At 62.5% G+C, this 25,529-nt stretch carries 23 protein-coding genes; 18 read left to right on the forward strand and 5 right to left on the reverse strand.

Going from position 1 to position 25,529, the window contains the following annotated elements; all coding sequences use genetic code 11:
* The first annotated feature begins 713 nt into the window (after nt 1-713).
* The 7 genes from ACNFIC_RS16505 (at nt 714) to ACNFIC_RS16535 (ending at nt 7,356) form a co-directional block, all read left to right on the forward strand.
* A complete protein-coding gene (locus tag ACNFIC_RS16505; protein WP_416781448.1) occupies nt 714-1,145 on the forward strand; it encodes a hypothetical protein in 432 nt (143 codons plus the stop codon).
* An 89-nt stretch (nt 1,146-1,234) separates the two neighbouring features.
* Nucleotides 1,235-2,023, forward strand: coding sequence for a hypothetical protein (locus ACNFIC_RS16510; protein ID WP_416781449.1), 789 nt, complete (start codon nt 1,235-1,237; stop codon nt 2,021-2,023).
* A 36-nt stretch (nt 2,024-2,059) separates the two neighbouring features.
* Nucleotides 2,060-2,848 (forward strand): hypothetical protein, encoded by a 789-nt coding sequence (locus ACNFIC_RS16515; RefSeq protein WP_416781450.1) that lies wholly within the window; start codon nt 2,060-2,062, stop codon nt 2,846-2,848.
* A complete protein-coding gene (locus ACNFIC_RS16520) occupies nt 2,848-3,522 on the forward strand; it encodes an ABC transporter ATP-binding protein (protein ID WP_138219848.1) in 675 nt (224 codons plus the stop codon). Before ACNFIC_RS16515 ends, ACNFIC_RS16520 begins: the two co-directional genes overlap by 1 nt.
* Nucleotides 3,512-4,687, forward strand: coding sequence for an ABC transporter permease (locus ACNFIC_RS16525; RefSeq protein WP_416781451.1), 1,176 nt, complete (start codon nt 3,512-3,514; stop codon nt 4,685-4,687). The genes ACNFIC_RS16520 and ACNFIC_RS16525 overlap by 11 nt, the downstream gene beginning before the upstream one ends.
* On the forward strand, nt 4,680-6,128 hold the full coding sequence (locus ACNFIC_RS16530; protein WP_416781452.1) for a TolC family protein: 1,449 nt from the start codon (nt 4,680-4,682) through the stop codon (nt 6,126-6,128). Before ACNFIC_RS16525 ends, ACNFIC_RS16530 begins: the two co-directional genes overlap by 8 nt.
* Nucleotides 6,121-7,356: an efflux RND transporter periplasmic adaptor subunit gene (locus ACNFIC_RS16535; protein ID WP_416781453.1), complete on the forward strand. Its 1,236-nt coding sequence runs from the start codon at nt 6,121-6,123 to the stop codon at nt 7,354-7,356. The genes ACNFIC_RS16530 and ACNFIC_RS16535 overlap by 8 nt, the downstream gene beginning before the upstream one ends.
* 17 nt (nt 7,357-7,373) lie before the next feature.
* Here the strand turns inward: ACNFIC_RS16535 and yaaA are convergent, their stop codons facing one another.
* A complete protein-coding gene (gene yaaA, locus ACNFIC_RS16540) occupies nt 7,374-8,153 on the reverse strand; it encodes a peroxide stress protein YaaA (protein ID WP_416781454.1) in 780 nt (259 codons plus the stop codon).
* 137 nt (nt 8,154-8,290) lie between these two features.
* Between yaaA and ACNFIC_RS16545 the strand changes: the two genes are divergently transcribed.
* Both ACNFIC_RS16545 and ACNFIC_RS16550 read left to right on the forward strand, forming a co-directional pair.
* Nucleotides 8,291-9,409 (forward strand): polysaccharide deacetylase family protein, encoded by a 1,119-nt coding sequence (locus ACNFIC_RS16545; RefSeq protein ID WP_416781455.1) that lies wholly within the window; start codon nt 8,291-8,293, stop codon nt 9,407-9,409.
* A 365-nt stretch (nt 9,410-9,774) separates the two neighbouring features.
* On the forward strand, nt 9,775-11,169 hold the full coding sequence (locus ACNFIC_RS16550; RefSeq protein WP_138219860.1) for a PhoH family protein: 1,395 nt from the start codon (nt 9,775-9,777) through the stop codon (nt 11,167-11,169).
* Nucleotides 11,170-11,241: 72 nt separating this feature from the next.
* Here ACNFIC_RS16550 and ACNFIC_RS16555 read toward each other — a convergent pair whose 3' ends face one another.
* Nucleotides 11,242-13,659: a TonB-dependent receptor plug domain-containing protein gene (locus ACNFIC_RS16555; protein ID WP_416781456.1), complete on the reverse strand. Its 2,418-nt coding sequence runs from the start codon at nt 13,657-13,659 to the stop codon at nt 11,242-11,244.
* 302 nt (nt 13,660-13,961) lie between these two features.
* On the opposite strand from ACNFIC_RS16555, the gene moaC reads away from it, so the two are divergent.
* The 3 genes from moaC to moaE are packed head-to-tail and all read left to right on the forward strand — an operon-like array spanning nt 13,962 to nt 15,126.
* On the forward strand, nt 13,962-14,432 hold the full coding sequence (moaC, locus tag ACNFIC_RS16560; protein ID WP_416781457.1) for a cyclic pyranopterin monophosphate synthase MoaC: 471 nt from the start codon (nt 13,962-13,964) through the stop codon (nt 14,430-14,432).
* The gene (gene moaD, locus ACNFIC_RS16565) at nt 14,432-14,677 is read left to right on the forward strand and encodes a molybdopterin converting factor subunit 1 (protein WP_138219865.1); all 246 of its coding nucleotides are present in this window, start codon (nt 14,432-14,434) and stop codon (nt 14,675-14,677) included. Before moaC ends, moaD begins: the two co-directional genes overlap by 1 nt.
* Nucleotides 14,678-14,679: 2 nt before the next feature.
* Nucleotides 14,680-15,126 (forward strand): molybdopterin synthase catalytic subunit MoaE, encoded by a 447-nt coding sequence (gene moaE / locus ACNFIC_RS16570; protein ID WP_138219867.1) that lies wholly within the window; start codon nt 14,680-14,682, stop codon nt 15,124-15,126.
* A gap of 56 nt (nt 15,127-15,182) precedes the next feature.
* On the opposite strand, the gene rhlB is transcribed toward moaE, so the two are convergent.
* Both rhlB and ACNFIC_RS16580 read right to left on the reverse strand, forming a co-directional pair.
* Entirely contained in the window at nt 15,183-16,631 is a 1,449-nt protein-coding gene (gene rhlB, locus ACNFIC_RS16575; RefSeq protein ID WP_416781458.1) for an ATP-dependent RNA helicase RhlB, read from the reverse strand.
* Nucleotides 16,632-16,723: 92 nt separating this feature from the next.
* Nucleotides 16,724-17,380, reverse strand: coding sequence for an alpha/beta hydrolase (locus tag ACNFIC_RS16580; RefSeq protein ID WP_138219871.1), 657 nt, complete (start codon nt 17,378-17,380; stop codon nt 16,724-16,726).
* 337 nt (nt 17,381-17,717) lie between these two features.
* Here ACNFIC_RS16580 and ACNFIC_RS16585 point away from each other — a divergent pair, with 337 nt between their 5' ends.
* From ACNFIC_RS16585 to ACNFIC_RS16600, 4 genes are all read left to right on the forward strand, one after another.
* Nucleotides 17,718-18,746 carry an amino acid ABC transporter substrate-binding protein gene (locus ACNFIC_RS16585; protein WP_138219873.1) on the forward strand — a complete coding sequence of 343 codons (1,029 nt, stop codon included), beginning with the start codon at nt 17,718-17,720 and terminating at the stop codon, nt 18,744-18,746.
* A 67-nt stretch (nt 18,747-18,813) separates the two neighbouring features.
* Nucleotides 18,814-19,992, forward strand: coding sequence for an amino acid ABC transporter permease (locus tag ACNFIC_RS16590; protein WP_138219874.1), 1,179 nt, complete (start codon nt 18,814-18,816; stop codon nt 19,990-19,992).
* Nucleotides 19,993-20,002: 10 nt separating this feature from the next.
* Nucleotides 20,003-21,100, forward strand: coding sequence for an amino acid ABC transporter permease (locus tag ACNFIC_RS16595; protein WP_138219876.1), 1,098 nt, complete (start codon nt 20,003-20,005; stop codon nt 21,098-21,100).
* 10 nt (nt 21,101-21,110) lie between these two features.
* Complete coding sequence (locus tag ACNFIC_RS16600; protein ID WP_138219878.1) at nt 21,111-21,875, forward strand: amino acid ABC transporter ATP-binding protein; 765 nt, start codon at nt 21,111-21,113, stop codon at nt 21,873-21,875.
* Between the two features lie 393 nt (nt 21,876-22,268).
* On the opposite strand, the gene algW is transcribed toward ACNFIC_RS16600, so the two are convergent.
* Nucleotides 22,269-23,429 carry a Do family serine endopeptidase AlgW gene (gene algW, locus ACNFIC_RS16605; protein ID WP_416781459.1) on the reverse strand — a complete coding sequence of 387 codons (1,161 nt, stop codon included), beginning with the start codon at nt 23,427-23,429 and terminating at the stop codon, nt 22,269-22,271.
* A 271-nt stretch (nt 23,430-23,700) separates the two neighbouring features.
* On the opposite strand from algW, the gene ACNFIC_RS16610 reads away from it, so the two are divergent.
* Nucleotides 23,701-24,459, forward strand: a complete 759-nt coding sequence (locus tag ACNFIC_RS16610) for a Nif3-like dinuclear metal center hexameric protein (protein WP_138219882.1) — start codon at nt 23,701-23,703, stop codon at nt 24,457-24,459.
* A gap of 150 nt (nt 24,460-24,609) precedes the next feature.
* Complete coding sequence (gene cysD, locus ACNFIC_RS16615; RefSeq protein WP_416781460.1) at nt 24,610-25,527, forward strand: sulfate adenylyltransferase subunit CysD; 918 nt, start codon at nt 24,610-24,612, stop codon at nt 25,525-25,527.
* Nucleotides 25,528-25,529 lie beyond the last annotated feature (2 nt).

A 25,529-nucleotide genomic window follows, 5' to 3' on the forward strand; every position in this document is an offset into this window, starting at 1 on the left:
CCTATTATGCAGCCGTCTTTATTGCAGGAGGCACTTGGCGACCTGCTGTGCTTGTTCTTTCAAACGTAAAAAACCTTTTGAAATCAACCACTAGGACGATTAGTAAGGGGCGCGTTTCTCCTTGTTTGGCACGGTCTTCGGGGGTTCCCGTTGTGCCTGCCTGAGTTTCTGGACCGGTCGTGGATACCGGCCGTTTGTCATCTGTAAGTCATCTCTCACGTTGCACGCTTGAAACTCGTTACGGGTGCTATGAGCGATGCGCCCAGGCAGAAGTTCCGAACTGGGTTGCGCACACATGAAAGATTTCTAAATATTTTTTCAGTGAGAAATACTTTCACTTTGATGGCACTGCTTAGTTTCACCCCCGTATATAAAGGGCAAAACCCTGCCGAGATGGCTTCGCGCCATCATGTGAAAAAATTTTTCAAAATTCGTCAAAAAACGTACGAACGGTCTTATGGCGGCTGGCTATAAGGAACGCAATGTTTGTTTTTTGACGCCTGAAAATTGGCTATTTTGGTGGCGTTCGGGGTTCGGGATGGGGGGCGATGTGCACCCATACGGGGCGCCGGATGCGAACGGGCTCGCGCCGAATGCCAGCGAGCCGTTTGAGAGGCCGGGCAGGTTCGTCCAGGGAGAGGGAGCGAAGTGGGCGGATTGGTTTTGGTGCCGGGTGTCTCAATCCATGAACAGGAAATTTTTGAGGTAGAGCTATGAAGAAAGGGACTTTTGCGCTGGGTTTGCTGCTGGTGGCGGGAGCGGCTCAGGCTGGGCCGAACGTCAATGTGACGTTCAAGAATGTGGGCACACAGAATGCGACCCTGAAATTGGTGACCTCTAACGAAACGAGTACCTATCAGATTGCAAAACCGCCACCAGCGCAGACGGTAGCGCCTGGGGTGCCCATCAATTTTGATGTTCAACGGGTCGTCAGCCCTGATGTCAACGCTGCAATGCTGCGCTACACCATCGGCAGCAAAACCTGTGCTTTTGGCACGACCTTCCAGATGCGGGTACTGCCTGGTGGCATCACTCAACCGCAGTGGACCAAAACCGCCACACCCAGTGGCGGCGCAACGTGTACCGCGAACATCACCCGGACCAACGCTGATCGCTCGTGGGCTGTTGAGTTCACTATGAAGTAATACGCCGTATTGAAGTAGCACCTCCTGCACTTCGCTGCTGAGTGGCGAAGTGCAGTCATTACATACTCTGCTTTCAAGGAGGTTCGGTTTTGGAAAACATCGGAAATATTAATGTGCGCAGTCAATTTTCTTCCGTTTCCGGTGTTAGGCGATCGCCAGAAAGCAGCGCCGTGGTTGAGAGCAAAGAACTTGATGAAAGTGCGCAGCCGGAGGTTGAACTTTCGAGCTTCGCCAAGCAATTGGCTGCTGCTGCGGAGCGCGCTGCGGCCAGGGATGCTTCGCTATCGCGCAAGGAACTGGCGGATTTTGCGTCGAAGGTTCTCGATAAGATTGGAGGGGATGCTTATCTGCTCGCGAAGGACTTTTTCGATAACTTCTTGCCGGATACGGATGACCCCGAGTTGCTTGAGCGTGCGCGCCAGGCCAATGCCTTTGCAACAGGTCGAGGGGACAACCCCTTCAAAGGGTTAAGCCGTGAGCAGCTAAGCTTGATCATTTATGACGAAAGCGGCGCATTTACCATTAATGAGCGCAGGGCGGCGCGCGCCGAACGAACCGATCAGCACAATGAATGGGCGAGATACATCATCGACAAAATGGGCGCTGAGTACCGGCAAACAGGGCGCAACGACCAAGGTCTGCATGAAATTCTTGATTTTTATAACTCGCTCCCGCGTATCGAAGTGGCGCAGTACGGAAATTACGAAGCCAATATCAAGATGCAGCTTGCCATGCATGAGGTCGAGTGGCCTGAATTCAACACCTCCTTGATCGATATGCTCGCCAACGAGTGGGGCGCGGAAAAAGACCTCTTCGGCGCCCAGCCTACTGATATCAAAGAGAAAAACGGCCAGCCTGAGCACGTGCTGGATAAATAACGGCTTCAGACGCCGGTGTGGCAGGAGTGTGAACGAATGAGCGGTATCAATCTGAACACAGCAACGCAAAGCCATGTACAGGGCGCAACTGTAGTGCGTCGGAGTACCGAGGTGTTGGGGTCGGTACAGGCAGAAAGGCCTCGCCCTGAAGAGAGTGCAGACGAGTTAAAACTTTCAGCGCTCTCGCAGCAGCTGAGTGCAGCTGCGCAACGTGCCGCTGAACGTGATCAAAACCTCACCCGTGATGAGCTTTCAGCGTTGGCGAAAAAAATCCTGGATCAGATTTCCGGTGGTAGTTATATGTTCAACAAGCTGTCTTATGACAGTTATTTGCCGAACACGGATGATCCCGAACTGCTGGCGCGTGCGCAGCAGGCAGCGGATTTTGCAAATGGTAAGGCGACTAACCCTTTTGCCGGTCTGACACGTGAACAATTAAGCGTGATCACCTATGACGAAAGTGGTGATTTTACGGTCAACGAGCGTCGCGCCGCGTATTTGGAAATGAGCGCACAGCACGGTGAATGGACGCGTTACATCACTCAAAAAATGGAGGTAGAGAGGCAGTCAACAGGGCGCACCGATCAAGGAACTCAGGAAATCATCGACTACTACAAATCTTTGCCTGCTATTGACGAGGCTCAGGTGCTGGGCAATTACGAAACGAATCTCAGGTTGCAACTTTCCGGCACTGAGGTTGACTGGCCCACCTTCAACACCTCCCTGATCGACATGCTCGCCAACGAATGGAAACCCGCTGAGCCCCCGGTCACCCCTGAACAACCCGATCCTGTCGCCGATCACCCCGGCAAGGCTCCTAACTGATGGCCGACAGCGTCACCCTGGAGGGCGTCAGCCGTTACCTGGGCGATCAGGCCGTGCTCGAGGATATCTCGCTGGTCATCCCTGCCGGGCAAAGTTGCGCGATCGTCGGCCCTTCCGGCTCGGGCAAGAGCACGTTGCTCAATCTCATTGGCCTGCTGGACCAACCCTGCGCTGGGCGCGTGGTCCTCGACGGGCACGACACGACCTCGGCCTCGGCTGCGCAGCGGGCGATCTTGCGTAATCGCTTGCTGGGCTTCGTGTTCCAGAGCTTCAACCTGCTGCCACGCCTGACGGCGCTGGACAACGTGGCCCTGCCGCTGTGCTATCGCGGCATCGGGCTGCTCCAGGCGCAGGCGGCGGCGCGTCTGCAATTGCAGGCGGTGGGTTTGCAGGCGCGGCTGGCGCATCGACCGGCGCAGCTGTCTGGCGGGCAGCGCCAACGGGTGGCGATTGCCCGCGCCTTGGTGACCGAACCGCGCCTGCTGCTGGCCGACGAGCCTACCGGCAACCTCGACGGCGAAACCGCCAACGATATCTTGTGCCTGCTCAAGGCGCTCAACCGTGAGCGCGGCGTCACCTTGCTGATGGTCACCCACGACCCGTGCATGGCGCAGCAGATGGCCCGTCGCCTCGAGGTGCGCGATGGGCGGGTGCGTGAGCTGCATGCGGCCTGAGCGCTACGGCCCGAGCTGGTCGCGACGGATCGGCGAGAGCCTGGCCAGCTTGCGTCTGTCCGGGCGCCGGGCCTGGTTGGCGCTGCTCGGCATCGCCGTCGGTTGTGCGGCGGTAGTGGCGCTGCTCAACGTTGGCCACAGCGCGGCGGCCCACGCCAGGCAGTTGTTCCAGGGCATGGGTAGCGAGTTGATGGTCGCCAACCTGATCCCGGCCGAGGCCGGCGCCCGGTCTGCGCAGGCGATGCCGGCACTGGACCGCGTGCCGTATATACGCATCGCCGCGCCGCTGGCGATGAGCGTGGCCGACGCCCGTCTGCGCGGGCAGGACGCGTCGGTGATGGTGGCGGGGAGCACACCGGCGTTGGCCGAGGTACTGGGGTTCGAGGTGGCCGACGGGCGTCTGCTGTCGGCGCATGACGATGGCAGCACTTACGTCGTGCTCGGGGCGGATCTGGCGACGCGCCTCGGCGCGCAGGTCGGCGATCACTTGCGGCTGGGTCGCTACGTGTTCGAGGTGGTGGGGCGCCTGGCGCCCCGTGGTTACAACCCGATGCTGCCGGTGGCGGTGGACGATGCGCTGCTGATGCCCTTGCCTGGCCTGCGCCGCCTGGTCGCACAGGCCCAGCCCAGCGTGGTGATTGCCTTGGCGCAAGACGCGACCCAGGTACAGGCCGCCGCTGCCGCGTTGGAGCAGGCGTTGCGCGCGGGGCTTGAGTCGATGCAGGTCGAAATGTTGTTGCCGCGCCAATTGCTCGAGGGCATGGCGCGCCAGTCGCAGGTATTCACCTGGCTGTTGGCCGGGTTGGGCGCTATCGCCTTGCTGGTGGGCGGTGTCGGTGTGATGAACGTGATGCTGATGAGCGTTGCCGAGCGCCGCCGCGAAATTGGCGTGCGCATGGCATTGGGCGCACGGCCTGTGGATATCGCCTGGCTGTTTCTGCTGGAGGCGATTTGCCTGGCGTTGCTGGGCGCGGTGCTCGGCGCGCTGCTTGGGGTGCTGGCGGCGTGGGGCTTCGCGCATGGATCGGGTTGGCGCTTTGTGAGCGACCCGCAAGCGCTGCCGTTGGGCGTCGGCAGCGCGCTGGCCATCGGTGTGTTCTTCGGTTTGCAGCCCGCGTTGGCGGCGGCGCGCCTGCAACCGGTGGCGGCGCTGCGTGATGATTGAGCGGCGCGGCTGCCTGTGGCTGTTGTGGGTGTCGGTCGCGGTGCTGGCTCAAGAGCCGCCGGGACAGGCCGGCCCGGTATCGGCGCTTGCCCATGCCAGGGCGCAGGGCGAGGAGGTGGCGCTTGGCCTGGACGATGCCATCGCCCTGGCGTTGCGTGACAATCGTACGATTCGCAGCGATTACCTCGAACGCATCGCGCAGAAGTTCGACCTGAAAGTCGCCCGTGACCGCTTCGCCCCGCAGTTGGCACTCAAGGCGCGTTACCTGGCCAATCGTAACCATCAGGACCGCTATCGCGACGCAGAAGTTGCGCCTACCGCCAGCCTGCTGACGCGCTATGGCACGCGCCTGAGCCTGGACTGGGCGTACGGCCAGCATCGCGCCGACCGTCTCGGTCCGCGCTATCGCGATGGCGCCAACCTCACGCTCATTCAGCCCCTGCTGCGTGGCGCTGGCCCCCAGGTTGCCGAGGCGCCCTTGCGCCAGGCGCAGTTGGCCGAACAAGGCAACCGCCTCGCGCTCAAGGACAGCGTGGCGCGGACCATTACCGGCGTCATCGCGTTGTACCGCCAGTTGTTGCGTGCCCAGGAACAGTTGCGCATTGCCAGCGACGCCTTGGGGCGTTCGAACCGCTTGCTGGAGGTCAACCGCGCGATGATCGAGGCCGGACGCATGGCCGCTTTCGATATCGTGCAGACCGAGGCCGAGGTGGCCAGCCAGGAACTGGCCCTGGAAGACAGCCGCAACCAACTGCAAGCCAGTCGCTTGGCGCTGTTGCAGGCACTGGCCCTGGACCTGGGCACGCCGCTGCGCGCCACCGAGGCGACGCAAGCGCAACCGGTACACATCGATCCGCAGCAGGCCCAGGCCCGGGCCGAGGCGTTGCAACCGACCTACCTGATGCAGTTGATCGCCGGGCAGCAGGCCGCACTCGACCTGCACCTGGCCCGCGATGCGCAGCGCTGGGACCTGGCGCTGGTGGCCGGTACCAGCCAGTCGCGCGAGCGCCCCGGCGAGCAAAAGGCCTGGGAGCACTACCTGGGGCTAGAGCTGGTCATCCCGATTGGTGATTTGACCCGCCGCCAGGAGCTGGTGCGCGCCGAGGTCAACCAGGCCCGTCAGCAGTTACAGCTCGATGCCGCGCGCCAGGAACTGCAACGCCAGGTGCTCGATGCGCTGCGCAGCCTTCAGGTGCGCTGGCGCCAGCTGGAGATTGCCAGGCGTGCCGAAGCGTTGTCGCAGCGCAAGTTGCAGATCGAGCAGCAAAAGCTGGAGAGCGGCAGGTCGAGTAATTTCCAGGTGCTGAGCTTCGAAAGCGACTTACGCAATGCGCAGAACGCACGGCTTGAAGCGTTGATTGCGTATCTTGACGCCCAGGCCGACCTCGACCTCACGCTGGGCACCACGTTGGACAGCTGGGATGTGACGCTCGATGACTAGATACCGGATCGTCGCCGTGATGCTGGTGCTGTTGGCCGGGCTGTGCTTGTGGTGGGCATGGCCTGCGCCACGCCAGGGGCAGGTGGAGCAGCGTTGGTTGCCGGTCGCCCCGCAACTGCTCGAGCGACGGCTGGGGTTGGTCGGGCGTATCGAGGCGGCGCAGCGGGTTACCGTCGCGGCGCCGTTCGAGGGCGTGGTGCAAGCGTTGCCGGTGCAGGTGGGGGAGCGGGTGCAGGCCGGGCAGACGCTGGCGGTGCTCGATACCGCGCAACTTGACATCCAACTGCGCCAGGCCGAGGCCGAGCGGCTCAAGGCGCGTAGCGCGGTACGCAGCTTGCAGGCCTGGGCGTCCGGCCCGGAGGTCACCCGGGCGCTGCGTGCGCAGGTGGCCGCGCGGCGCACCTTGAGCGCCAACCAGGCGACCCTGGCGGCCACGCGCAGGCTGTACGAGCAAGGCATCGTCGCACGCTTGGAGGTGGAAAACCTAGAGCAGCAGGTCAGTGCCCAAGCCCAGGAGCTGGCCAGCGCCGACGATGAACTGCGCCTGACCCGCGCGCGCGGGCAAGGTGAGGCCTTGCAGATCGCTGAAATGGAGCTGGCCAACGCCCAGGCTCGCCACGCTGCACTGCTTGCCTTGCGCGCTCGCGCGACGCTGGTGGCGCCGTTTGCCAGCCTGGTGGCAAGGCCCGTCGGCGACGGCCAGCAACCGGGGCAGTTGGCGCAGGCGGGGCAGTTGCTCAGTCAGGGCATGCCGCTGTTGGCGTTGGTGGAACTTGAGCGCTTGCAAGTGGCTGCTACGGTGCAGGAGGGCGACTTGGGCCTGCTGCATGAAGGGATGTCGGTACAGGTCACAGGTGAAGGGTTTGCCGGCCAGGTGTTGCCGGGCCAGGTAGCGTCCCTCGGGCTACAGGCCCGCGAGGATGAAGGGCAGGGCGCATGGTTCGACCTGCTGGTGACGCTACCGGCGCAGCCCGACTTGTCGGCGCAGGGCGTTCGACCGGGCATGAGTGCGCAGGTGAGCGTGCTGCTGTATCGCAACGAACAGGGCATCGCCTTGCCCGCCGAGGCGCTGCGCAGCGACGCAGCCGGTGGCGCCTACGTGCTGTTTCGTGCGCACCCCGGCGAGGCGCCGAGGCCGGTGCCCGTGCAACTGGGGCAAAGCGTCGCGCAGGGCGTCGAGGTCAGCGGGCTGACGGCGGGTGAAGTGCTGTTGCCGGAGGGGCAGTGAATCCGCCCCAGGGCAGGTCACTCGGCCGGGTGGTCGCGCAGGAACACCAGATGATCCGGCTTGGACTGCTCGGCACTGTAGTAGTAGCCCTGCACGTCGAAGCCCTTGAGCTGCTCGGGGTCGTTGATGCGTTGCTCGATCACGAAGCGGCTCATCATGCCGCGCGCCTTCTTGGCGTAGAAGCTGATGATCTTGTACTGGCCGTTCTTCAGGTCCTTGAAGTCGACGTCGATCACCCGGGCCTTCAATGCGTTCTTTTTCACGGCACTGAAGTATTCGTTGCTGGCCAGGTTCAGCAGCACATCGTCACCTTGCTCGGCCAGGGCCTGGTTCAGCCATTCGCTGATGCGCGTGCCCCAGAACGCGTACAAGTCCTTGCCACGGGCGTTGGCCAGTTTGGTGCCCATTTCCAGGCGGTAAGGCTGCATCAGGTCCAGCGGGCGCAGCAGGCCATACAGGCCCGAGAGCATGCGCAGGTGGTCCTGGGCGTAGCTGAAGTCGTCTTCGCTCAGGGTCTGGGCATTGAGCCCGGTGTACACGTCACCCTTGAACGCCAGCAACGCCTGTTTGGCGTTGGCCGGGGTGAAGTCCGGGGTCCAGCTGCCAAAGCGCGCGGCATTCAGGCCGGCGAGCTTGTCGGACAGGTGCATGAGTTCGGCGATCTGCGCCGGCGACAGCTCGCGCAGCTGCGCGATCAGTGCCTGGGAATCGTCCAGGTATTGCGGCAGGGTGTGGCGTTGGGTGACTGGCGGGGTGTCGTAGTCGAGGGTCTTGGCGGGGGAAATCACCGTCAGCATCGGTTCGGCTCCTGTAATCGTAAGGGCGATTCTACGGGGCTGGCCGAGCAACGCCAAACTATGCCGACGATAGTCACGGACCATCAAGCAGTGGCGCGCTATAGTGCGCGCCATGCCTCTCAGGGAGATCGTTCATCGTGCGTATCGCTATTGCCTTGCTGGCCGGGCTGCTCAGCGTCGGCGCGCAGGCCGCCCCGGCGGACTTCGTCAGCTTCGACCGCGAGCTGTGGCCGGAAAAGCTCGACAGCCCGGCGTTGTTCGACGTGGCCTCGCGGGCCGAGATCCTGTCGTTCGCGCGGGTGCTGCACGAGAGCGAGATGCTCGACGAACAGGCGCTGGCCACCCGGCTTGGCTTGAAGCAGGTCAACCTGACGGTGATCCGTGCGCTGCGCGCGCGCATGTGGCAGCGCTTGTGGACCAGCTACCAGCAGGCCCAGCGCAGTTGCGAGCAGGATGCATCGTTCTGCTATCCAGTGACGTCGATGGCCGATCTGCGCACGCAATCGGCTACGTTCGCCAGCGATGTCGGCACGTTCTATACAGGGTGGGTCGAACCCAGCCATCAGTTCCATGTGCGCTATTTGAACGAGCAACTGCGCAAGGCGGCGGTGTTCCCGCAGACCAGCAGCGAGGTGGAAAAGCTCTCCAGCCGCGAGCGCAATGGTGAAGCGCTCAACGACCGCATGTTCCTGCTGACGTTCGTGGGCGGGCCGAGCGCGGAGGGGGGCAGCACCGACGTGCTGACTGACTACCTGCGTCGGCAGAAGCTCGACGGCATTTTCTTCGTGCTCGGCAAGCGCTTGCAGCAACGCCGCGATACAGGGCCCGTGACGCAATTGTATGCCGAGCACTGCGTAGGCATCCAGGGCTGGGAGTACCGCTCGCATGCCCAGTGGCAGGGCTGGCAGGAGTCGCTGCGGCGCAGCCAGGCCCAGGTGCAGGCCGAGCTGCCTGAACAGTACGTGCCGCTGTTCCGCCCACCCTATGGCCAACGCCGCGCGGATGGCGAGGCGTTCATGGCCAGCCAGGATCTGCGTGTGTCGCTGTGGGATATCGATGCACAGGATGACGGGCCGCTGAGCGCGCAGGCGTCGGCGCAGCGGGTGCTGACTTTGATGCTGCTGTGGCGCAAGGGGGTGATCCAGTTCCGTGATGGCCTGCCCAAGGCGCAGCCTGCGCTGCAATGGCTGTTGCAGCACACGGCGCAGAGCGGGATCGGCTGGGAGGAGTGCAAGGCGTACGGGGAGCGGGAGTAGCACGGGCGGCGGGTGTCGAGCCTCGGTCACTTCACGTGCATCACACGCAAGGGCCTGGTAATCGGATTTGGAAAATACGCATCGCCATCGCCTGACCTCTGACTTTATTCCTGCCCGGCGCCCGCGCCAAGCCCTGTTCGTCATTCCGAAAAATAAACTTCACCAATGCGTAAAAAGACTTTTTTCGGTCATGCTTTTTGCGGTATCAAGGAGTCAGACAGCCGAATCCTGCAGACAGGTGGCGTCATCCAGGCCCTCCTGTCAGGTGCGCTCCCCGCCCGTAACGACGCGGATACGGGGAGAACGGCGGTCACTCTGCGGTGCAGCAGTTCGCGCCGTGTCGCTATCACATAAGGTGACCGAGTATGGATGACCAAGGACGCAACCCTTCCTCCACCCAGCCAATCCTGTATGTGCTCGATACCAACGTCCTGATTCACGACCCTAACGCCTTGCTCAACTTCGAGGAGCACCACGTCGCCATCCCGATGACGGTGCTGGAGGAACTCGACAAGCTCAAGACCGGTAAACACACCATCGCCGCCGACTGCCGCCAGGCCATCCGCCTGATCGACCAGACCCTCGGTGATGCGTCGCCCAGCGATGTCGAGCAGGGCGTGCCGATCCAGCGTGGCAAGAGCGGGCCCAAGGGCTTCCTGTCCATTCTCATGAGCACGCGCAACGAGCCCAATCGCCTGCTCCCGGAAAACCTCGCCGACAACATCATCATCAACCAGCTGCTGGACTTGCGCGCCAAGCGTGCCGACCTGGACGTGATCCTGGTCACCAAGGACATCAACATGCGCCTGAAGGCGCGCGCCTGCGGGATCGCTGCCGAGGACTACAGCACCGACCAGTTGGTCGACGACGTGTCCTTGCTGTCCAAGGGCTACCACTCGGTCAGCGGTTCGTTCTGGGACCGCGTCAGCAAGGTCGACACCCGCCAGGAACGGGGTCGTACCTGGCATCGCGTGCAGTTGCTCGAGAGCCTGCCGGCGGTGCACATCAACGAGTTCATCATCGACGAACAAGGCTTTGTTGGCTGGATCAAGGGCGTACGCGAGAACGAACTGCTGCTGCTCGACCTGCACCAGGAGCCGCTGCTGCACCAGGAGGCCTGGGGCCTCAAGCCGCGTGATATCCACCAGAGCCTGGCGCTGTTCGCCTTGCTCGACCCGGATATCCACCTGGTCAACCTGACCGGCGCCGCCGGTTCCGGCAAGACCATCCTGGCGCTGGCTGCGGCCATCGAGCAGACCATGGTCAGCAAGCGTTACCGCCGTATCATCGCCACTCGTAGCGTGCAGGGGCTGGACCAGGAGATCGGCTTCCTGCCGGGCACGGAGGCTGAGAAGATGGAGCCTTGGCTGGGCGCTATCACCGATAACCTCGAAGCGCTGCATATGGATGACGAGAGCACCCACGGCAGTGTCGAGTACATCCTCGAACGGGTGCCACTACAGTTCAAGTCGTTGAACTACATCCGTGGACGTAGCTTCCAGCAGAGCCTGATCCTGATCGACGAGTGCCAGAACCTCACGCCTCACCAGATGAAGACCATCATCACCCGTGCAGGATCCGGCTCGAAAGTGGTCTGTCTGGGCAACCTGGCGCAGATCGACACCCCCTACCTGTCCGCGACCAGCTCGGGCCTGACCTACCTGACCGAGCGCTTCAAGGACTTCCCCCACGGCGTGCACATTACCCTACAGGGTGTGCCGCGCTCGGTCCTGGCCGAGTACGCCGAGTCGCACCTGTAGACCTTCCAGGCCGGACGGTTTCCGCCCGGCCTGGCCTGAGCCAACTGGGGCCGCAACGCGGCCCCTGTTTGCTCAGAAGTCATACGCAAGCTTGGTGTACCAATAGCCCCCACCTGGGTAGAAGGGCGGGTTGCCATAAGGCGCCAGGCCCAGGGCGCTGTACACCGCATGATCGTCCGGGCGCTCGTTGAAGATGTTGGTGCCGCCCAGGCTGACGGTCAGGTGCTCGCCGAAGGTGTAGCTCACATCCAGGTCGGTGATCCATTTCGCGCCAAAGCTGCGGTCGCCGCTGGGATTGACGGCCAGGGTCTTGACCGCGCCATAGCGGGTGGTTTGCAGGTTGACGGCGAGGTCGGCGATCTTCCAGTTGGCGCCGATGATCCACTTGGTCTTGGGCGAGGCTTCGGTCAAGTCGCCTTCACGGTCTCGACCCACCACGTTCACCCCGGAGTTGGCCAGTGCGGCTGGGGTGTCGCGGGTGCCTTCGATGGTGGTCTTGTTCCAGTTGAACGCCAGGTTCCAGCGCACATCGCCCCAGGCACCGAGCGCGGTGGTGTGGTCGGCGACGATGTCCAGACCACGGGTGCGGGTATCGAAGGCATTGGTGTAGTAGTTGACCCAGGTCCCCGGCGCCACGCCCTGGGCGGCAAGGATGGCATTGATGACGCCGTTGCCCTGGTCGTAGATATTGGTGGTCAGGGCGATGCGGTCATCGATGTCGATCAGGTAAGCGTCGGCGGTGATGCTGGTACGTGGCGCCGGTTGCCAGGTCAGGCCCAGGCCCAGGTTGCGGGATTTTTCGGGCTTGAGGTCATCGCCGCCCAGCGCCTTGGCCAGTGCGCTGCCGGAGGGGGTCAGGCGGGTGACCGCAGGCAACACGTTGCCGTTGACGTCAGTGGCGACTCGGTTGTCTGCCACGGTGTAGCCGATCTGGGTCAGCGAGGGGGCGCGAAAGCCTGTGCCGACGGTACCGCGTACAGCCACCGTGTCGGTCAGTTCGTAGCGCGAGTTGACTTTGAGGCCGAAGGTATTGCCCGAGTCGTCATCGTAGTGTTCCACGCGCCCGGCAACATCGAGGAACCAGCGTTCGGTAAGGTCGAAGCCCAGGTCCAGGTAGCCCGCATAGTTGTTGCGGATCAGGCTGACTTCATCCTCCGGGCGGATGGTCACCGCCGCCTGCGCGCCGGAGGCGGCAGGGTAGGTGCCGGTCAGGTAGGCCGCTGGGTCGCCAGCGAAGGTGCTGAAGCGCTCCCAGCGATGCTCCAGGCCTGCCGACACCTGTACCGGCGAGGTGAGGTCGAACAGGCTGTCGTAGTGGCGAGTGATGTCCAGGTTGTTGACCCACTGTTCGAAGCGGAACGTGGCCAGGTTGTCGAAGCGGGTGGGCGAGGCAGTGCCCAGCGAGGGGTTGATGTTCAGGTCGCTGGAGTGGTGGACGTTGTTGCGCCCGTAGGTGGTGCTCAGGTCCCAGTTCCACTCTGCTGCCAGGCCCTTGGCGCCGAACAGGAACTGGTAGTCCCGGTCCTTGATGTTGTTCAGCGGATAGTAGCCGTCGGGAAACACCTCGGGGACTGCTGCCCTGCCGGTAGGCAGGCGGAAATAGTTGGCCGCCTCGGCATCACGCTCGCCATAGGTGGAGAACGAGTACAGGGTCAGGTCGTCCAGCGGCAGCTCGGCGTTGTAGGCGACGTTGAACGCCTTGAGGTCGGGGTCGCCGTTCTTGATAGCCTCGCGGTTCCAGGCCGCTTCCTTGGCGGGGTCCTGGAAGGCCCGTACGCTGCCGTCGGCCTTGTCGTTCCACGAGGCGTTGCCGCGTTTGCGGGCATCGGCCGATAGATGCAGGAAACCGCCCTCGCCGAGGCTGAAGCCTTGGTCGCCTGCCAGCTTGAGGGTTTCGCCCTGGCCGGAGAACAGCTTGCCGTAGCTGCTCTCGACATGCCCGCCGACGCTGCTGGACTTGAGGATGATGTTGATCACCCCGGCCACGGCATCGGACCCATACTGCGCGGCGGCGCTGTCCTTGAGCACTTCGATATGGTCGACCGCGCTGACCGGTATCAGGTCGATATCCACGGCATTGGCGCCACTGTTGTCGATCGACCCGCGTTGGCCGGTGGCGCCATTGTGGCGGCGTTTGCCGTTGACCAGCACCAGGGTGTAGGCAGGACCCAGGCTGCGGTTGCTCAAGGGCCGGGTCACCGAGTTGTAGCCGGCGATGTTGGTGCCGAAGTTGAACGACGGCAGCAGTTTGGAAATCGCCTCAGACAGCTCGGCGCGCCCGGTCTTGAGCAGTTGTTCGCTGTTGATCACGTCAATCGGCGCCGGGCTGTCGGCCAGTGTGCGCTCCTGGCCGCGCACGCCGGTGGAAATCACCGTGACCGTGCCGAGCTGGGTGTCTTCGCTCGCGGCGTGGCTGGCGGTGGGGATGGCCGCCAGTAGCAGTGACAGGGTGAGTGTGTGGCGATGTATAGAAGAGGCGGTTGCTGGCATGTCAGAACTCATTCATTAAGCCTGGCACTGGCCCGTGGCGAGGGTGCAGCTGAAAAGCGTGTTCGAGGGAAGGGACGGCAGGTGGGACCGGCTGGTTAAGCGAACTTAATCCCATAAAAAAACCATTGGAAGGGTTTTTTTGGAATAAGCTAATTATCGAAAATAGTAATTTTATTGTTGTTTTGAAATTATATTTTTGCATTTTATGTGTCGCTGTGCCGGCCCAGCCTGGCGGCAATATTTTTATGCGGGAACTTGACCGGCGGGTTTAAACTTCAGGCTCCCTTCCCAGGAGCAAAGCTGTGCTGACCCATCTTGATTCCCAGGGGCGCGCCAACATGGTCGACGTCACCGAAAAGGCCGTGACCGCCCGCGAGGCGATCGCCGAGGCGCGTGTGCGCATGTTGCCCACCACGCTGCGTATGATCGTCGATGGCCAACACCCCAAGGGCGATGTGTTCGCCGTGGCGCGTATCGCCGGCATCCAGGCGGCGAAGAAGACCAGCGACCTGATCCCGCTGTGTCACCCGCTGATGCTCACCAGCGTCAAGGTCGAGCTGGTCGCCGAAGATGAGCAGACGGTGCATATCACCGCGCGCTGCAAGCTGGCCGGGCAGACTGGCGTGGAGATGGAAGCGCTGACCGCCGCCAGCGTTGCCGCGTTGACTCTCTACGACATGTGCAAGGCGGTGGACAAGGGCATGGTCATCGAACAGGTGCGCCTGCTGGAGAAGACGGGCGGTAAGAGCGGCCACTACAAGGTGCAGGGCTGATGAAGATCAAGGTGCTGTATTTCGCGCGCTACCGCGAACTACTCGGGCTCGATGGTGAACGCCTCGACGGTGAATTCGCGGTGCTCGACGATGTGCGCCAGACCTTGGTAGCCAAGGGCGGGCACTATGCACTACTGGCCGAGCAGAACCTCATGTGTGCGCGCAACGAAGAGCTGTGCAGGCTCGACGAACCGCTTGAGGACGGCGATGAGGTGGCCTTCTTCCCACCGGTGACCGGAGGCTGAACATGGGCGTACGGGTTCAGCAATCTGCCTTCGATCCGGGGTTGGAGGTCAATACCATGCACGCCGCCAACGTCGGCGTCGGGGCAGTGGTGGGTTTTGTCGGCTATGTGCGTGACTTCAACGACGGTCGCGAGGTGGCAGGGATGTTCCTCGAGCACTATCCGGGCATGACCGAGAAGGCGTTGGCCAAGATCGTGGTCGAAGCCGAGGGGCGCTGGCCGCTGCTCAAGGTCGAGGTGCTGCACCGGATCGGGGCGTTGGAGCCGGGCGAGCCGATCGTCTTCGTCGGGGTCGCCAGCGCGCACCGGCAGGCGGCGTTCGATGCCTGCAACTTCATCATGGATTACCTCAAGACCCGGGCGCCGTTCTGGAAGAAAGAAAATACCCAGGAAGGGCCCCGGTGGGTCGAAGGCAAGCAGAGTGACCAGGATGCGGCGCAGCGGTGGTAGATTGTTGAGCGATGGCCGGGGCTGGGCCCCGGTTCGCGGGTAAATCGGAGCGCCGATCAGTGGTGTTTGCGCGGGACCGGCGTGAGCAACTCATCCGGTGGCATTTCGCATTTGATCTTGCGCCCCAGCAGCTCTTCGATTGCCGGCAACTGGTAGGAATCATCTTCGCCGGCAAAGCTGATCGACACCCCACTGGTGCCGGCCCGGCCGGTACGACCGATGCGGTGCACGTAGTCGTCCGGGTCTTCCGGCAGGGTGAAGTTGATCACGTGGCTGATGCCATCGATGTGGATACCCCGGCCAGCGACATCGGTGGCCACCAGCACGGTGATGCGCCCTTCGCGGAAGTTTTCCAGGGTGCGGATGCGTTTGTGTTGCGGCACATCGCCCGACAGCTGAGCGGCGTTTATGCCGTCGCGCACCAGTTTCTCTTCGATGCGGCGCACCTCGTCCTTGCGGTTGGCGAAGACCATCACCCGTTCCCACTTGTGCTGCGTCACCAGGTTGTACAGCAGCTTGTATTTGTCGCTGCCGGCCACGGCGTAGACGTGCTGCTCGACCGTCTCGCTGGCCACGTTTTCCGGCTCGATCTCGACGATGGCCGGGTTGGTGGTCCACTGCTTGGCCAGGTTCATCACATCGTCGGTGAAAGTGGCCGAGAACAGCAGGGTCTGGCGTTCGCTCTTGGGTGGGGTCTGGCGGATGATTTGCCGGACTTGGGGGATAAAGCCCATGTCGAGCATGCGGTCGGCTTCGTCCAGCACCATCACCTCGACCATGTCCAGGTGCACCTCGCCGCGCTGGTTGAAGTCCAGCAGGCGGCCCGGTGTGGCCACCAGGATGTCGCAGTGACGCGCCTCCAGGGCCTTGAGCTGCTTGTCGAAGTCCATGCCGCCGACGAAGCTCATCACGTTCAGGCCGCTGTACTTGGTCAGTGCGGCGGCATCCTTGGCGATCTGTACCACCAGCTCGCGGGTCGGGGCGATGATCAGCGCCCGCGGTTCACCCATGTAGCGTTCCTTGGGCGGTGGCACCTGCTGCAGTTGCGAAATGATCGAGATCAGGAACGCAGCGGTCTTGCCGGTGCCGGTCTGGGCACGGCCAATGGCGTCCTGGCCACGCAGGGTATAGCCGAGCACCTGTGCCTGGATAGGCGTGCAGTAGGGGAAACCCAGGTCGTGGATGGCGTGCATCAGCTCGTTGGAGAGCTTGAAGTCGTGGAAACGGGTCTTGCCTTCCTGAGGCTCGACCACGAAGTCCTCGGGCTTCCACAGGCTGGCTTGGGGTTTGGGCTTGCGCTCACGGCGCGGCTTGGGCGCGGCGGGCGGCTCGCTGGGCGCGGCCTGCGTGGGTTTTGCCTCGCCGCGTGGCTTGCTCGGTGGCTTCGGCTTGGCGGGCGTGCGCGCGGCAGCTGGCGCCGGTTGCGCAGCGGGTGTGGGTGCGGTCACGGGGACAGGCTCGGCGGCGTCACCCTTGGCGAATATTTTCTTGAGTGCCTTGAGCACGGTCGTCTCGTCAACTGATTAAGGAATGTACGCCGGGCAGTGTAATGCAAGAAACGGGCGCGGCGTAGTGGCAGGCGCGACGGACTACAGGCTCACTGCAACTGCTTGCTCAGCCAGGCGTGGATGTCGCTGAGTTCTTCGACCACCACTTCGTGCTCCATCGGGTACTCGTGCCAACGCGCGGCCACGCCCCAGGTGTTGAGGTATTCGAACGCGGTGCGGCCCATCGACGGAATCACCACCGGGTCATGCACGCCATGCAGGCACAGCGCCGGGGTGCGCTGCTGACAGGCGCTCAGTTGCTGGGCATCGTTGAAGGTCGGCGCGTAGGTCGACAAGGCAATCACCCCGCCCAGCGCCTCTTGCCACTTTATATAAGCAGTGTGCAGGACCACGGCCCCGCCTTGGGAGAAGCCCGCCAGGAAGATCCGCGACAGGCTGATGCCCTTGGCTTGCTCGTCCTTGATGAGCGCGATGACCTGCTCGGCCGACTCGTCCAGTTGCGCTTCATCGATTGCCCGGGCCGGGGTCATGGCCTTGATGTCGTACCAACTGGGCATGGCGTAGCCGCCGTTGATGGTCACTGCGCGGGTAGGGGCCTGGGGCATGATGAACCGGGTGCTGGGCAAGCGTTCCTGCATGAATTCGGCGACCGGTAGGAAGTCGTAACGGTCGGCGCCCAGGCCGTGCAACCAGATCACACATGCGTCTGCGGTTTGCTGGGGTTCGAGAATCAACGGTTGGGTCATCACTGCTCCGAAAAAGTGCGTGCGTTCACATTAAGTGCGTAAAAAGAAGGCAGGGAGGGTTAATGCCAGAAAAAGATGTCGCAACTCTACAACTTTTCCTACTTGACTCCCGCTTAATCGCTTAAGCCTTCGACTGTGGTACGCGCTTTGCTATGTCTTGACTCATGCGAATGGGTGGACCTGTATAGGTAACACCTCTTCGTATGATTCGAAGGCTGTCACAGAACAGCTCATTGCGCCAATTGACCCAAGAACAAGCCAACAAGGGGTCGGATGCGCCTCATAAGGGTGCGGTGCAATTCCGGCTCGTACAACAAGAGCGATTTGGAGGTTGTGAATGAAGATGTTGAAAACCACCCTGGCAGTCCTGACCGCTGCCGCCGCGCTGGGCGCCACCAGCTTCGCCCAGGCCGGCGCCACACTCGATGCGGTGAAGAAGAAGGGCTTCGTCCAGTGTGGCGTGAGCGATGGTCTGCCGGGCTTCTCGGTACCTGACGCCCAAGGCAAGATCGTCGGCATCGACGCCGACGTGTGCCGCGCCGTGGCCGCCGCCGTTTTCGGGGATGCCACCAAGGTCAAGTTCAGCCAGCTCAACGCCAAGGAGCGCTTCACTGCGTTGCAGTCCGGCGAAGTCGACGTGCTGTCGCGTAACACCACCTGGACCAGCTCGCGCGATGCCGGCATGGGCCTGATGTTCGCCGGCGTCACCTACTACGACGGCGTAGGCTTCCTGGTCAACAAGAAGCTTGGCGTCTCCAGCGCCAAGGAACTCGACGGCGCGACCATCTGTATCCAGGCCGGTACCACCACCGAGCTGAACGTCTCGGACTTCTTCCGTGCCAATAACCTCAAGTACACCCCGATCACCTTCGACACCTCCGACGAGAGCGCCAAGTCGCTGGAGTCGGGCCGTTGCGACGTGCTGACCTCGGACAAGTCGCAGCTGTTCGCCCAGCGCTCCAAGCTCGCCGCCCCGACCGAGTACGTCGTGCTGCCGGAAACCATCTCCAAGGAGCCTTTGGGCCCGGTCGTGCGCAAGGGCGACGAGGAGTGGTTCAGCATCGTCAAGTGGACCCTCTTCGCCATGCTCAACGCTGAAGAGGCTGGCGTCACCTCGAAGAACGTCGAGGCTGAAGCCAAGTCCACCAAGAACCCGGATGTCGCCCGTCTGCTGGGTGGTGACGGCGAGTATGGCAAGGACTTGAAGCTGCCGAAGGACTGGGTCGTGCAGATCGTCAAGCAAGTCGGCAACTACGGCGAAGTGTTCGAGAAGAACCTGGGCCAGAGCACCGACCTGAAGATCGACCGTGGTCTGAACGCCCTGTGGAACAACGGCGGCATCCAGTACGCGCCTCCTGTGCGCTGATGGCTGCTCCCCGCGGCGGCACCCTGCCGCCGCGGGTCGTTCGAATCCCTTCTTTCCGGGGCACTTCATGCAAAATCGAATCGGCGCACAAAAGGGTTTTTCCCTGAGCGATCCACGGGTGCGCGCGTGGCTGTTCCAGATCGTCACGGTGGTCTTCGTGGTCGGCCTGGGCTGGTACCTGTTCCATAACACGCAAACCAACCTGCAACACCGGGGCATCACCTCCGGCTTCGACTTCCTCGAGCGCAGCGCGGGCTTCGGCATCGCCCAGCACCTGATCCCCTACGTGGAATCGGACAGCTACGCCCGGGTGTTCCTGATCGGCCTGCTCAACACGCTGCTGGTCACCTTCATCGGCATCATCCTGGCCACTTTGCTGGGCTTCATCATCGGCGTGGCACGCCTGTCCCCGAACTGGATGATCAACAAGCTGGCCACGGTGTACGTGGAGACCTTCCGCAACATCCCGCCACTGCTGCAGATCCTGTTCTGGTACTTCGCGGTGTTCCTCACCCTGCCGGGGCCGCGCGGCAGCATCAATATCGACGACACCTTCTTCATCAGCAACCGTGGCCTGAATATGCCCGGCGCCTCGATGGCCGAGGGCTTCTGGCCGTTCGTGGTGGCGCTGCTGCTGGCGATCGTCGCCATCGCGGTGATGGTGCGTTATGCCAACCAACGCTTCGAGCAGACCGGCGAGCCATTCCACAAGTTCTGGGTCGGCCTGCTGATGTTCATGGGTATCCCCGGGGTGTGTGCCGCGCTGTTCGGCAGCCCGGTGCATTGGGAAATGCCTGAACTCAAGGGCTTCAACTTCGTTGGCGGCTGGGTGCTGATCCCCGAGTTGTTGGCCCTGACCCTGGCGCTGACCATCTATACCGCCGCGTTCATCGCTGAGATCGTGCGCTCGGGCATCCGCTCGGTCAGTCACGGCCAGACCGAGGCTGCCCGCTCGCTGGGGCTGCGCGAAGGCCCGACGCTGCGCAAGGTGATCATCCCGCAGGCGCTGCGGGTGATCATTCCGCCGCTGACCAGCCAGTACCTGAACCTGGCGAAGAACTCCTCGCTGGCCGCCGGTATCGGCTACCCCGAGATGGTCTCGCTGTTCGCCGGTACCGTGCTCAACCAGACCGGCCAGGCCATCGAGGTGATCGCCATCACCATGAGCGTCTATCTCGCCATCAGCATCAGCATTTCGCTGCTGATGAACTGGTACAACAAGCGCATCGCGCTGATCGAGCGGTGAGGGTCCAACCGTGACAGCCCATGTTTTCAAACCTGATATGCCGCCACCGGTGAAAACCGTGGGCGTGCTCGCCTGGATGCGGGCGAACCTGTTCTCCAACTGGCTCAACACACTGCTGACGTTGTTCGCGCTGTACCTGGTGTGGCTGATCGTGCCGCCGCTGGTGCAATGGGCGTTCATCGACGCCAACTGGGTGGGCACCACCCGTGCCGATTGCACCAAGGAAGGCGCCTGCTGGGTGTTCGTGCAACAACGCTTCGGTCAGTTCATGTACGGCTACTACCCGGCAGAGTTGCGCTGGCGGGTCGATCTGACCGTCTGGCTGGCGGTGCTCGGTGCTGCGCCGTTGTTCATCAAGCGCTTCCCGCGCAAGGCGGTATACGGCCTGGGTTTCCTGGTGCTGTACCCGATCATCGCCTACACCCTGCTGCACGGCGGTGCGCTGGGGCTCGACAACGTGTCCACCAGCCAATGGGGCGGCTTGATGCTGACCTTGGTGATCGCCACTGTGGGCATCGTCGGCGCCTTGCCGCTGGGTATCCTGCTGGCGCTGGGGCGGCGCTCCAACCTGCCGGCGGTGAAGGTGGTCTGCGTGACCTTCATCGAGTTCTGGCGCGGCGTGCCGTTGATCACCGTGCTGTTCATGTCCTCGGTGATGCTGCCGCTGTTCCTGCCAGAAGGCATGAGCTTCGACAAGCTGCTGCGGGCGATGATCGGCGTGATCCTGTTCCAGTCGGCGTACATCGCCGAAGTGGTGCGCGGTGGCTTGCAGGCCATCCCCAAGGGCCAGTACGAAGCAGCCGCTGCCATGGGGCTGGGCTACTGGCGGGCGATGGGCCTGGTCATCCTGCCCCAGGCGCTCAAGCTGGTGATCCCCGGTATCGTCAACACCTTCATCGCCCTGTTCAAGGACACCAGCCTTGTGATCATCATCGGCCTGTTCGACCTGCTCAACAGCGTCAAGCAAGCCGCCGCAGACCCGGCCTGGCTGGGCATGGCTACCGAGGGCTACGTGTTCGCGGCCCTGGTGTTCTGGATTTTCTGTTTCGGTATGTCCCGCTACTCCATGCACCTGGAGCGCAAGCTGGACACTGGCCACAAGCGTTAGGAGTTTCGAAATGAGTGAAGCGATCAAGCAGCCTGCCGGCCCCGAAGGCATCATCCAGATGCAGGGCGTGAACAAGTGGTATGGCCAGTTCCACGTGCTCAAGGACATCAACCTGAACGTGCGTCAGGGCGAGCGCATCGTGCTGTGCGGGCCATCGGGCTCGGGCAAGTCCACCACCATCCGTTGCCTCAATCGGCTGGAGGAGCATCAACAAGGGCGCATCGTCGTCGATGGCGTGGAGCTGACCAACGACCTCAAGCAGATCGAGGCCATCCGCCGCGAGGTGGGCATGGTGTTCCAGCACTTCAACCTGTTCCCGCACCTGACCATCCTGGAAAACTGCACCCTGGCGCCGATGTGGGTGCGCAAGATGCCGCGGCGCAAGGCCGAGGAAATCGCCATGCACTTCCTTGAGCGCGTGCGCATTCCAGAGCAGGCAAACAAGTATCCGGGGCAGTTGTCCGGTGGTCAGCAGCAGCGCGTGGCGATTGCCCGGGCACTGTGCATGAAGCCGAAGATCATGCTGTTCGACGAGCCGACCTCGGCGCTGGACCCGGAGATGGTGAAGGAGGTGCTCGACACCATGGTCAGCCTGGCCGAAGACGGCATGACCATGCTCTGCGTGACCCATGAGATGGGCTTTGCCCGCACCGTAGCGAACCGGGTGATCTTCATGGACAAAGGCGAGATCGTCGAGCAGGCCGCGCCGGATGATTTCTTCGACCGGCCGCGCAGTGATCGGACCAAGCTGTTCCTGAGCCAGATCCTGCATTGATGCGAATGGGTAGCTGACACGATCAACTGTAGGAGCGGCCTTGCCGGGGCGCCGGACCGGCCGGAAAGGGCCGCAAAGCGGCCCCGGGGGTATTGGCTGCGAAGCTGAATCCTTGGGGCCGCTACGCGCCCCATTGCGGCACAAGGCCGCTCTCATAGAACTACACATAACTTGTTGATTTAGAAGGAATCTGTGGGAGCGGGCTTGCCCGCGAACACCGGCAAAGCCGGTGCCATCCACCGAGTCGCCTGCTTCGCGGGCAAGTCGGGGCGCCGAACCGCCGCTCCCACAGGGTACGCGGAGCGCTTGCGAAATCAGTTCTCTGCGCGACAGCGCAGCCCAAAGGGCTGGGTGATCTCCTACAGGGCTGCACCGCAGCCCCAGGCAATGTGCTTACTTCTCTTCCTGCGCAGTCACCGGCGCCGGTGGCGGACGCAGCCCCACCTCGGCGATCAACTTGATCTGCTTGCCGTTGCGCATCACCTCGATGGTGATTTTGTCGGTCGGCTTGATCCGTGCTACCTGGTTCATCGACTTACGTCCGTCGCCGGCCGGTTCGCCGTTGATGCTCAAAATCACATCGCCTAGCTGTAGGCCCGCACGCGCCGCCGGCCCGTCGCGGAAGATCCCTGCCACCACGATGCCCGGACGCCCCTGCATGCCGAACGACTCAGCCAGTTCCTGGCTCAGCGGCTGCACCTCGATGCCGAGCCAGCCACGTATCACCTGGCCATGCTCGACGATCGACTTCATTACCTCCAGGGCCAGCTTGACCGGGATGGCGAAGCCGATGCCCTGGGAGCCGCCAGACTTGGAGAAGATTGCCGTGTTGATGCCCACCAGATTGCCATTGGCGTCGACCAGCGCGCCGCCCGAGTTGCCCGGGTTGATCGCAGCGTCGGTCTGTATGAAGTCTTCGTAGTTGTTAAGGCCCAGTTGGTTGCGGCCTGTGGCACTGATGATGCCCATGGTCACGGTCTGGCCAACCCCGAATGGGTTGCCGATGGCCAGGGTGACGTCGCCGATATGAATAGTGTCGGAGCGGCCGATGGTGATCGCTGGCAGGTTCTTCAGGTCGATCTTCAGTACCGCCAGGTCGGTTTCCGGGTCGCTGCCGATGACCCGAGCCAGGGTTTCGCGGCCATCCTTCAGGGCAACGACGATCTGATCGGCGCCGCTGGTAACGTGGTTGTTGGTCAACAGGTAGCCTTCGGGGCTCATGATCACCGCCGAACCCAGGCTCGACTCCCAGCGTTTCTGCTTAGGCAGGTTGTCACCGAAGAAGCGGCGGAACTGGGGGTCTTCGAACAGTGGATGGGTGCTCTTGTTCACCACCTTGGTGGTGTACAGGTTGACCACCGCTGGGGCGGCAAGTGTCACGGCATCGGCGTAGGACACCGGGCCCTGCATGATGCGAGTGGTCTGTGGCGCCTGCTGCAGGTTGACGTCCTGGCTCGGCAGGCCGACCCATTGCGGGAAACGCTGGATGATCAGGATGGCGATCAGTACGCCGGTAAGCAGGGGCCAGCCGAAGTAACGCAGAGCCTTGAACATGAACGAGTCCTGGAAGTAGGGCGCGGGCCGCTTCAGTGCGGCCCAGGGCGCAAGCGCGCGCGATGATACACCTGAAAAAGTCGGGCGGCGACGGCTTGCGATATCATCGCGCAAGCCCGGCCCACGGCGCCCGCAAGCGTGGCATGGGGGCGAGTGTACGCGGTGTACGGAGAACCTGGCAGCGGTTCCCCCGAGGTCGGCGACGGCCCATAATGGCGGCCATTATACGGGTGTTGAAACCCGCAAAAACGCAGATTTCGAGGAGATTTTCATGGCCGTCGCCCTCAATACCCTGGTCGAGGAAGCCGAGCGCTACCTGGGCAGCGCGAAGATCCAGGACTACTGCCCCAATGGCTTGCAGGTCGAGGGCCGTCCGCAGGTCAGCCGTATCGTCAGCGGCGTCACCGCCAGCCAGGCACTGCTGGATGCCGCGGTCGAGGCGGATGCAGACCTGGTATTGGTCCATCACGGGTATTTCTGGAAGGGCGAAAACCCTTGCATCACCGGCATGAAGCAGCGCCGCCTGAAAACCCTGCTCAAGCACGATATCAGCCTGCTGGCCTACCACCTGCCGCTGGACGTACACCCGGACGTCGGTAACAACGTGCAACTGGCGCGGCAGTTGGAGATTACCGTCGAAGGACCGTTGGATCCTGCCAATCCCAAGGTCGTCGGCCTGGTAGGGTCGCTGGCCGAACCGCTCTCGGCGCGCGACTTCGCCCGTCGGGTGCAGGAAGCGATGGGGCGTGAGCCGCTGCTCATCGAAGGCGAGCAGATGATCCGCAGGGTCGGCTGGTGCACAGGCGGTGGGCAGGGCTATATCGATACGGCCATCGCCGCTGGCGTTGACCTGTTCATCAGCGGCGAGGCCTCCGAGCAGACCTTCCACAGCGCGCGTGAGAACGGTATCAGTTTCATCGCCGCCGGGCACCACGCCACCGAGCGCTATGGCGTGCAGGCGCTGGGCGAATACCTAGCGCGCCGATTCGCCCTGGAGCATCTGTTCATCGACTGTCCCAATCCTATCTAAGCCCTCCGTGGGCCTGAGCCAAACCCCCAGTCATATGGTTAGATTGTTTCGATCTAGCTCGCCGTCTAAATAGAATCAGGCGCTGTGATAAAGTGGCTCGCTCGAACACGGCCCGCAGGCCGTCCATAAGATCGTTTTACGTGAGTAGCCATGGTCGACAATCTGACGCACTTGAAACAGCTGGAGGCGGAGAGCATCCACATCATCCGCGAGGTGGCCGCCGAGTTCGATAACCCGGTGATGCTGTACTCGATCGGCAAGGATTCCGCGGTCATGCTGCACCTGGCGCGCAAGGCCTTCTTCCCAGGCAAGCTGCCGTTCCCGGTGATGCACGTCGATACCCAGTGGAAATTCCAGGAGATGTACCGTTTCCGCGACAAGATGGTCGAGGACATGGGCCTGGACCTGATCACTCACGTCAACCCTGAGGGTGTGGCGCAGGGCATCAACCCGTTCACCCATGGCAGTTCCAAGCACACTGACATCATGAAGACCCAGGGTCTGAAGCAGGCGCTGGACAAGCATGGCTTCGATGCCGCCTTCGGTGGTGCGCGTCGCGATGAAGAGAAGTCCCGCGCCAAGGAGCGCGTCTACTCGTTCCGCGACAGCAAGCACCGCTGGGACCCAAAGAACCAGCGCCCGGAGCTGTGGAACATCTACAACGGCAAGGTCAACAAGGGCGAATCGATTCGCGTCTTCCCGCTGTCGAACTGGACCGAGCTGGACATCTGGCAGTACATCTACCTCGAAGGCATCCCGATCGTGCCGCTGTACTTCGCTGCCGAGCGTGAAGTCATCGAGAAGAACGGCACCCTGATCATGATCGACGACGCGCGCATCCTCGAGCACCTCTCCGAGGAAGAGAAAGCCCGCATCGTCAAGAAGAAGGTGCGTTTCCGTACCCTCGGCTGCTACCCGTTGACGGGCGCTGTCGAGTCCGAGGCCGAAACGCTGACCGACATCATTCAGGAAATGCTGCTGACGCGTACTTCCGAGCGTCAGGGCCGGGTCATCGACCACGATGGCGCAGGCTCCATGGAAGACAAGAAACGTCAGGGCTACTTCTAATT

This window comes from Pseudomonas sp. NY15463 (assembly GCF_048068415.1).
In the GTDB taxonomy this organism is placed as follows: Bacteria; Pseudomonadota; Gammaproteobacteria; order Pseudomonadales; family Pseudomonadaceae; genus Aquipseudomonas; species Aquipseudomonas mosselii_C.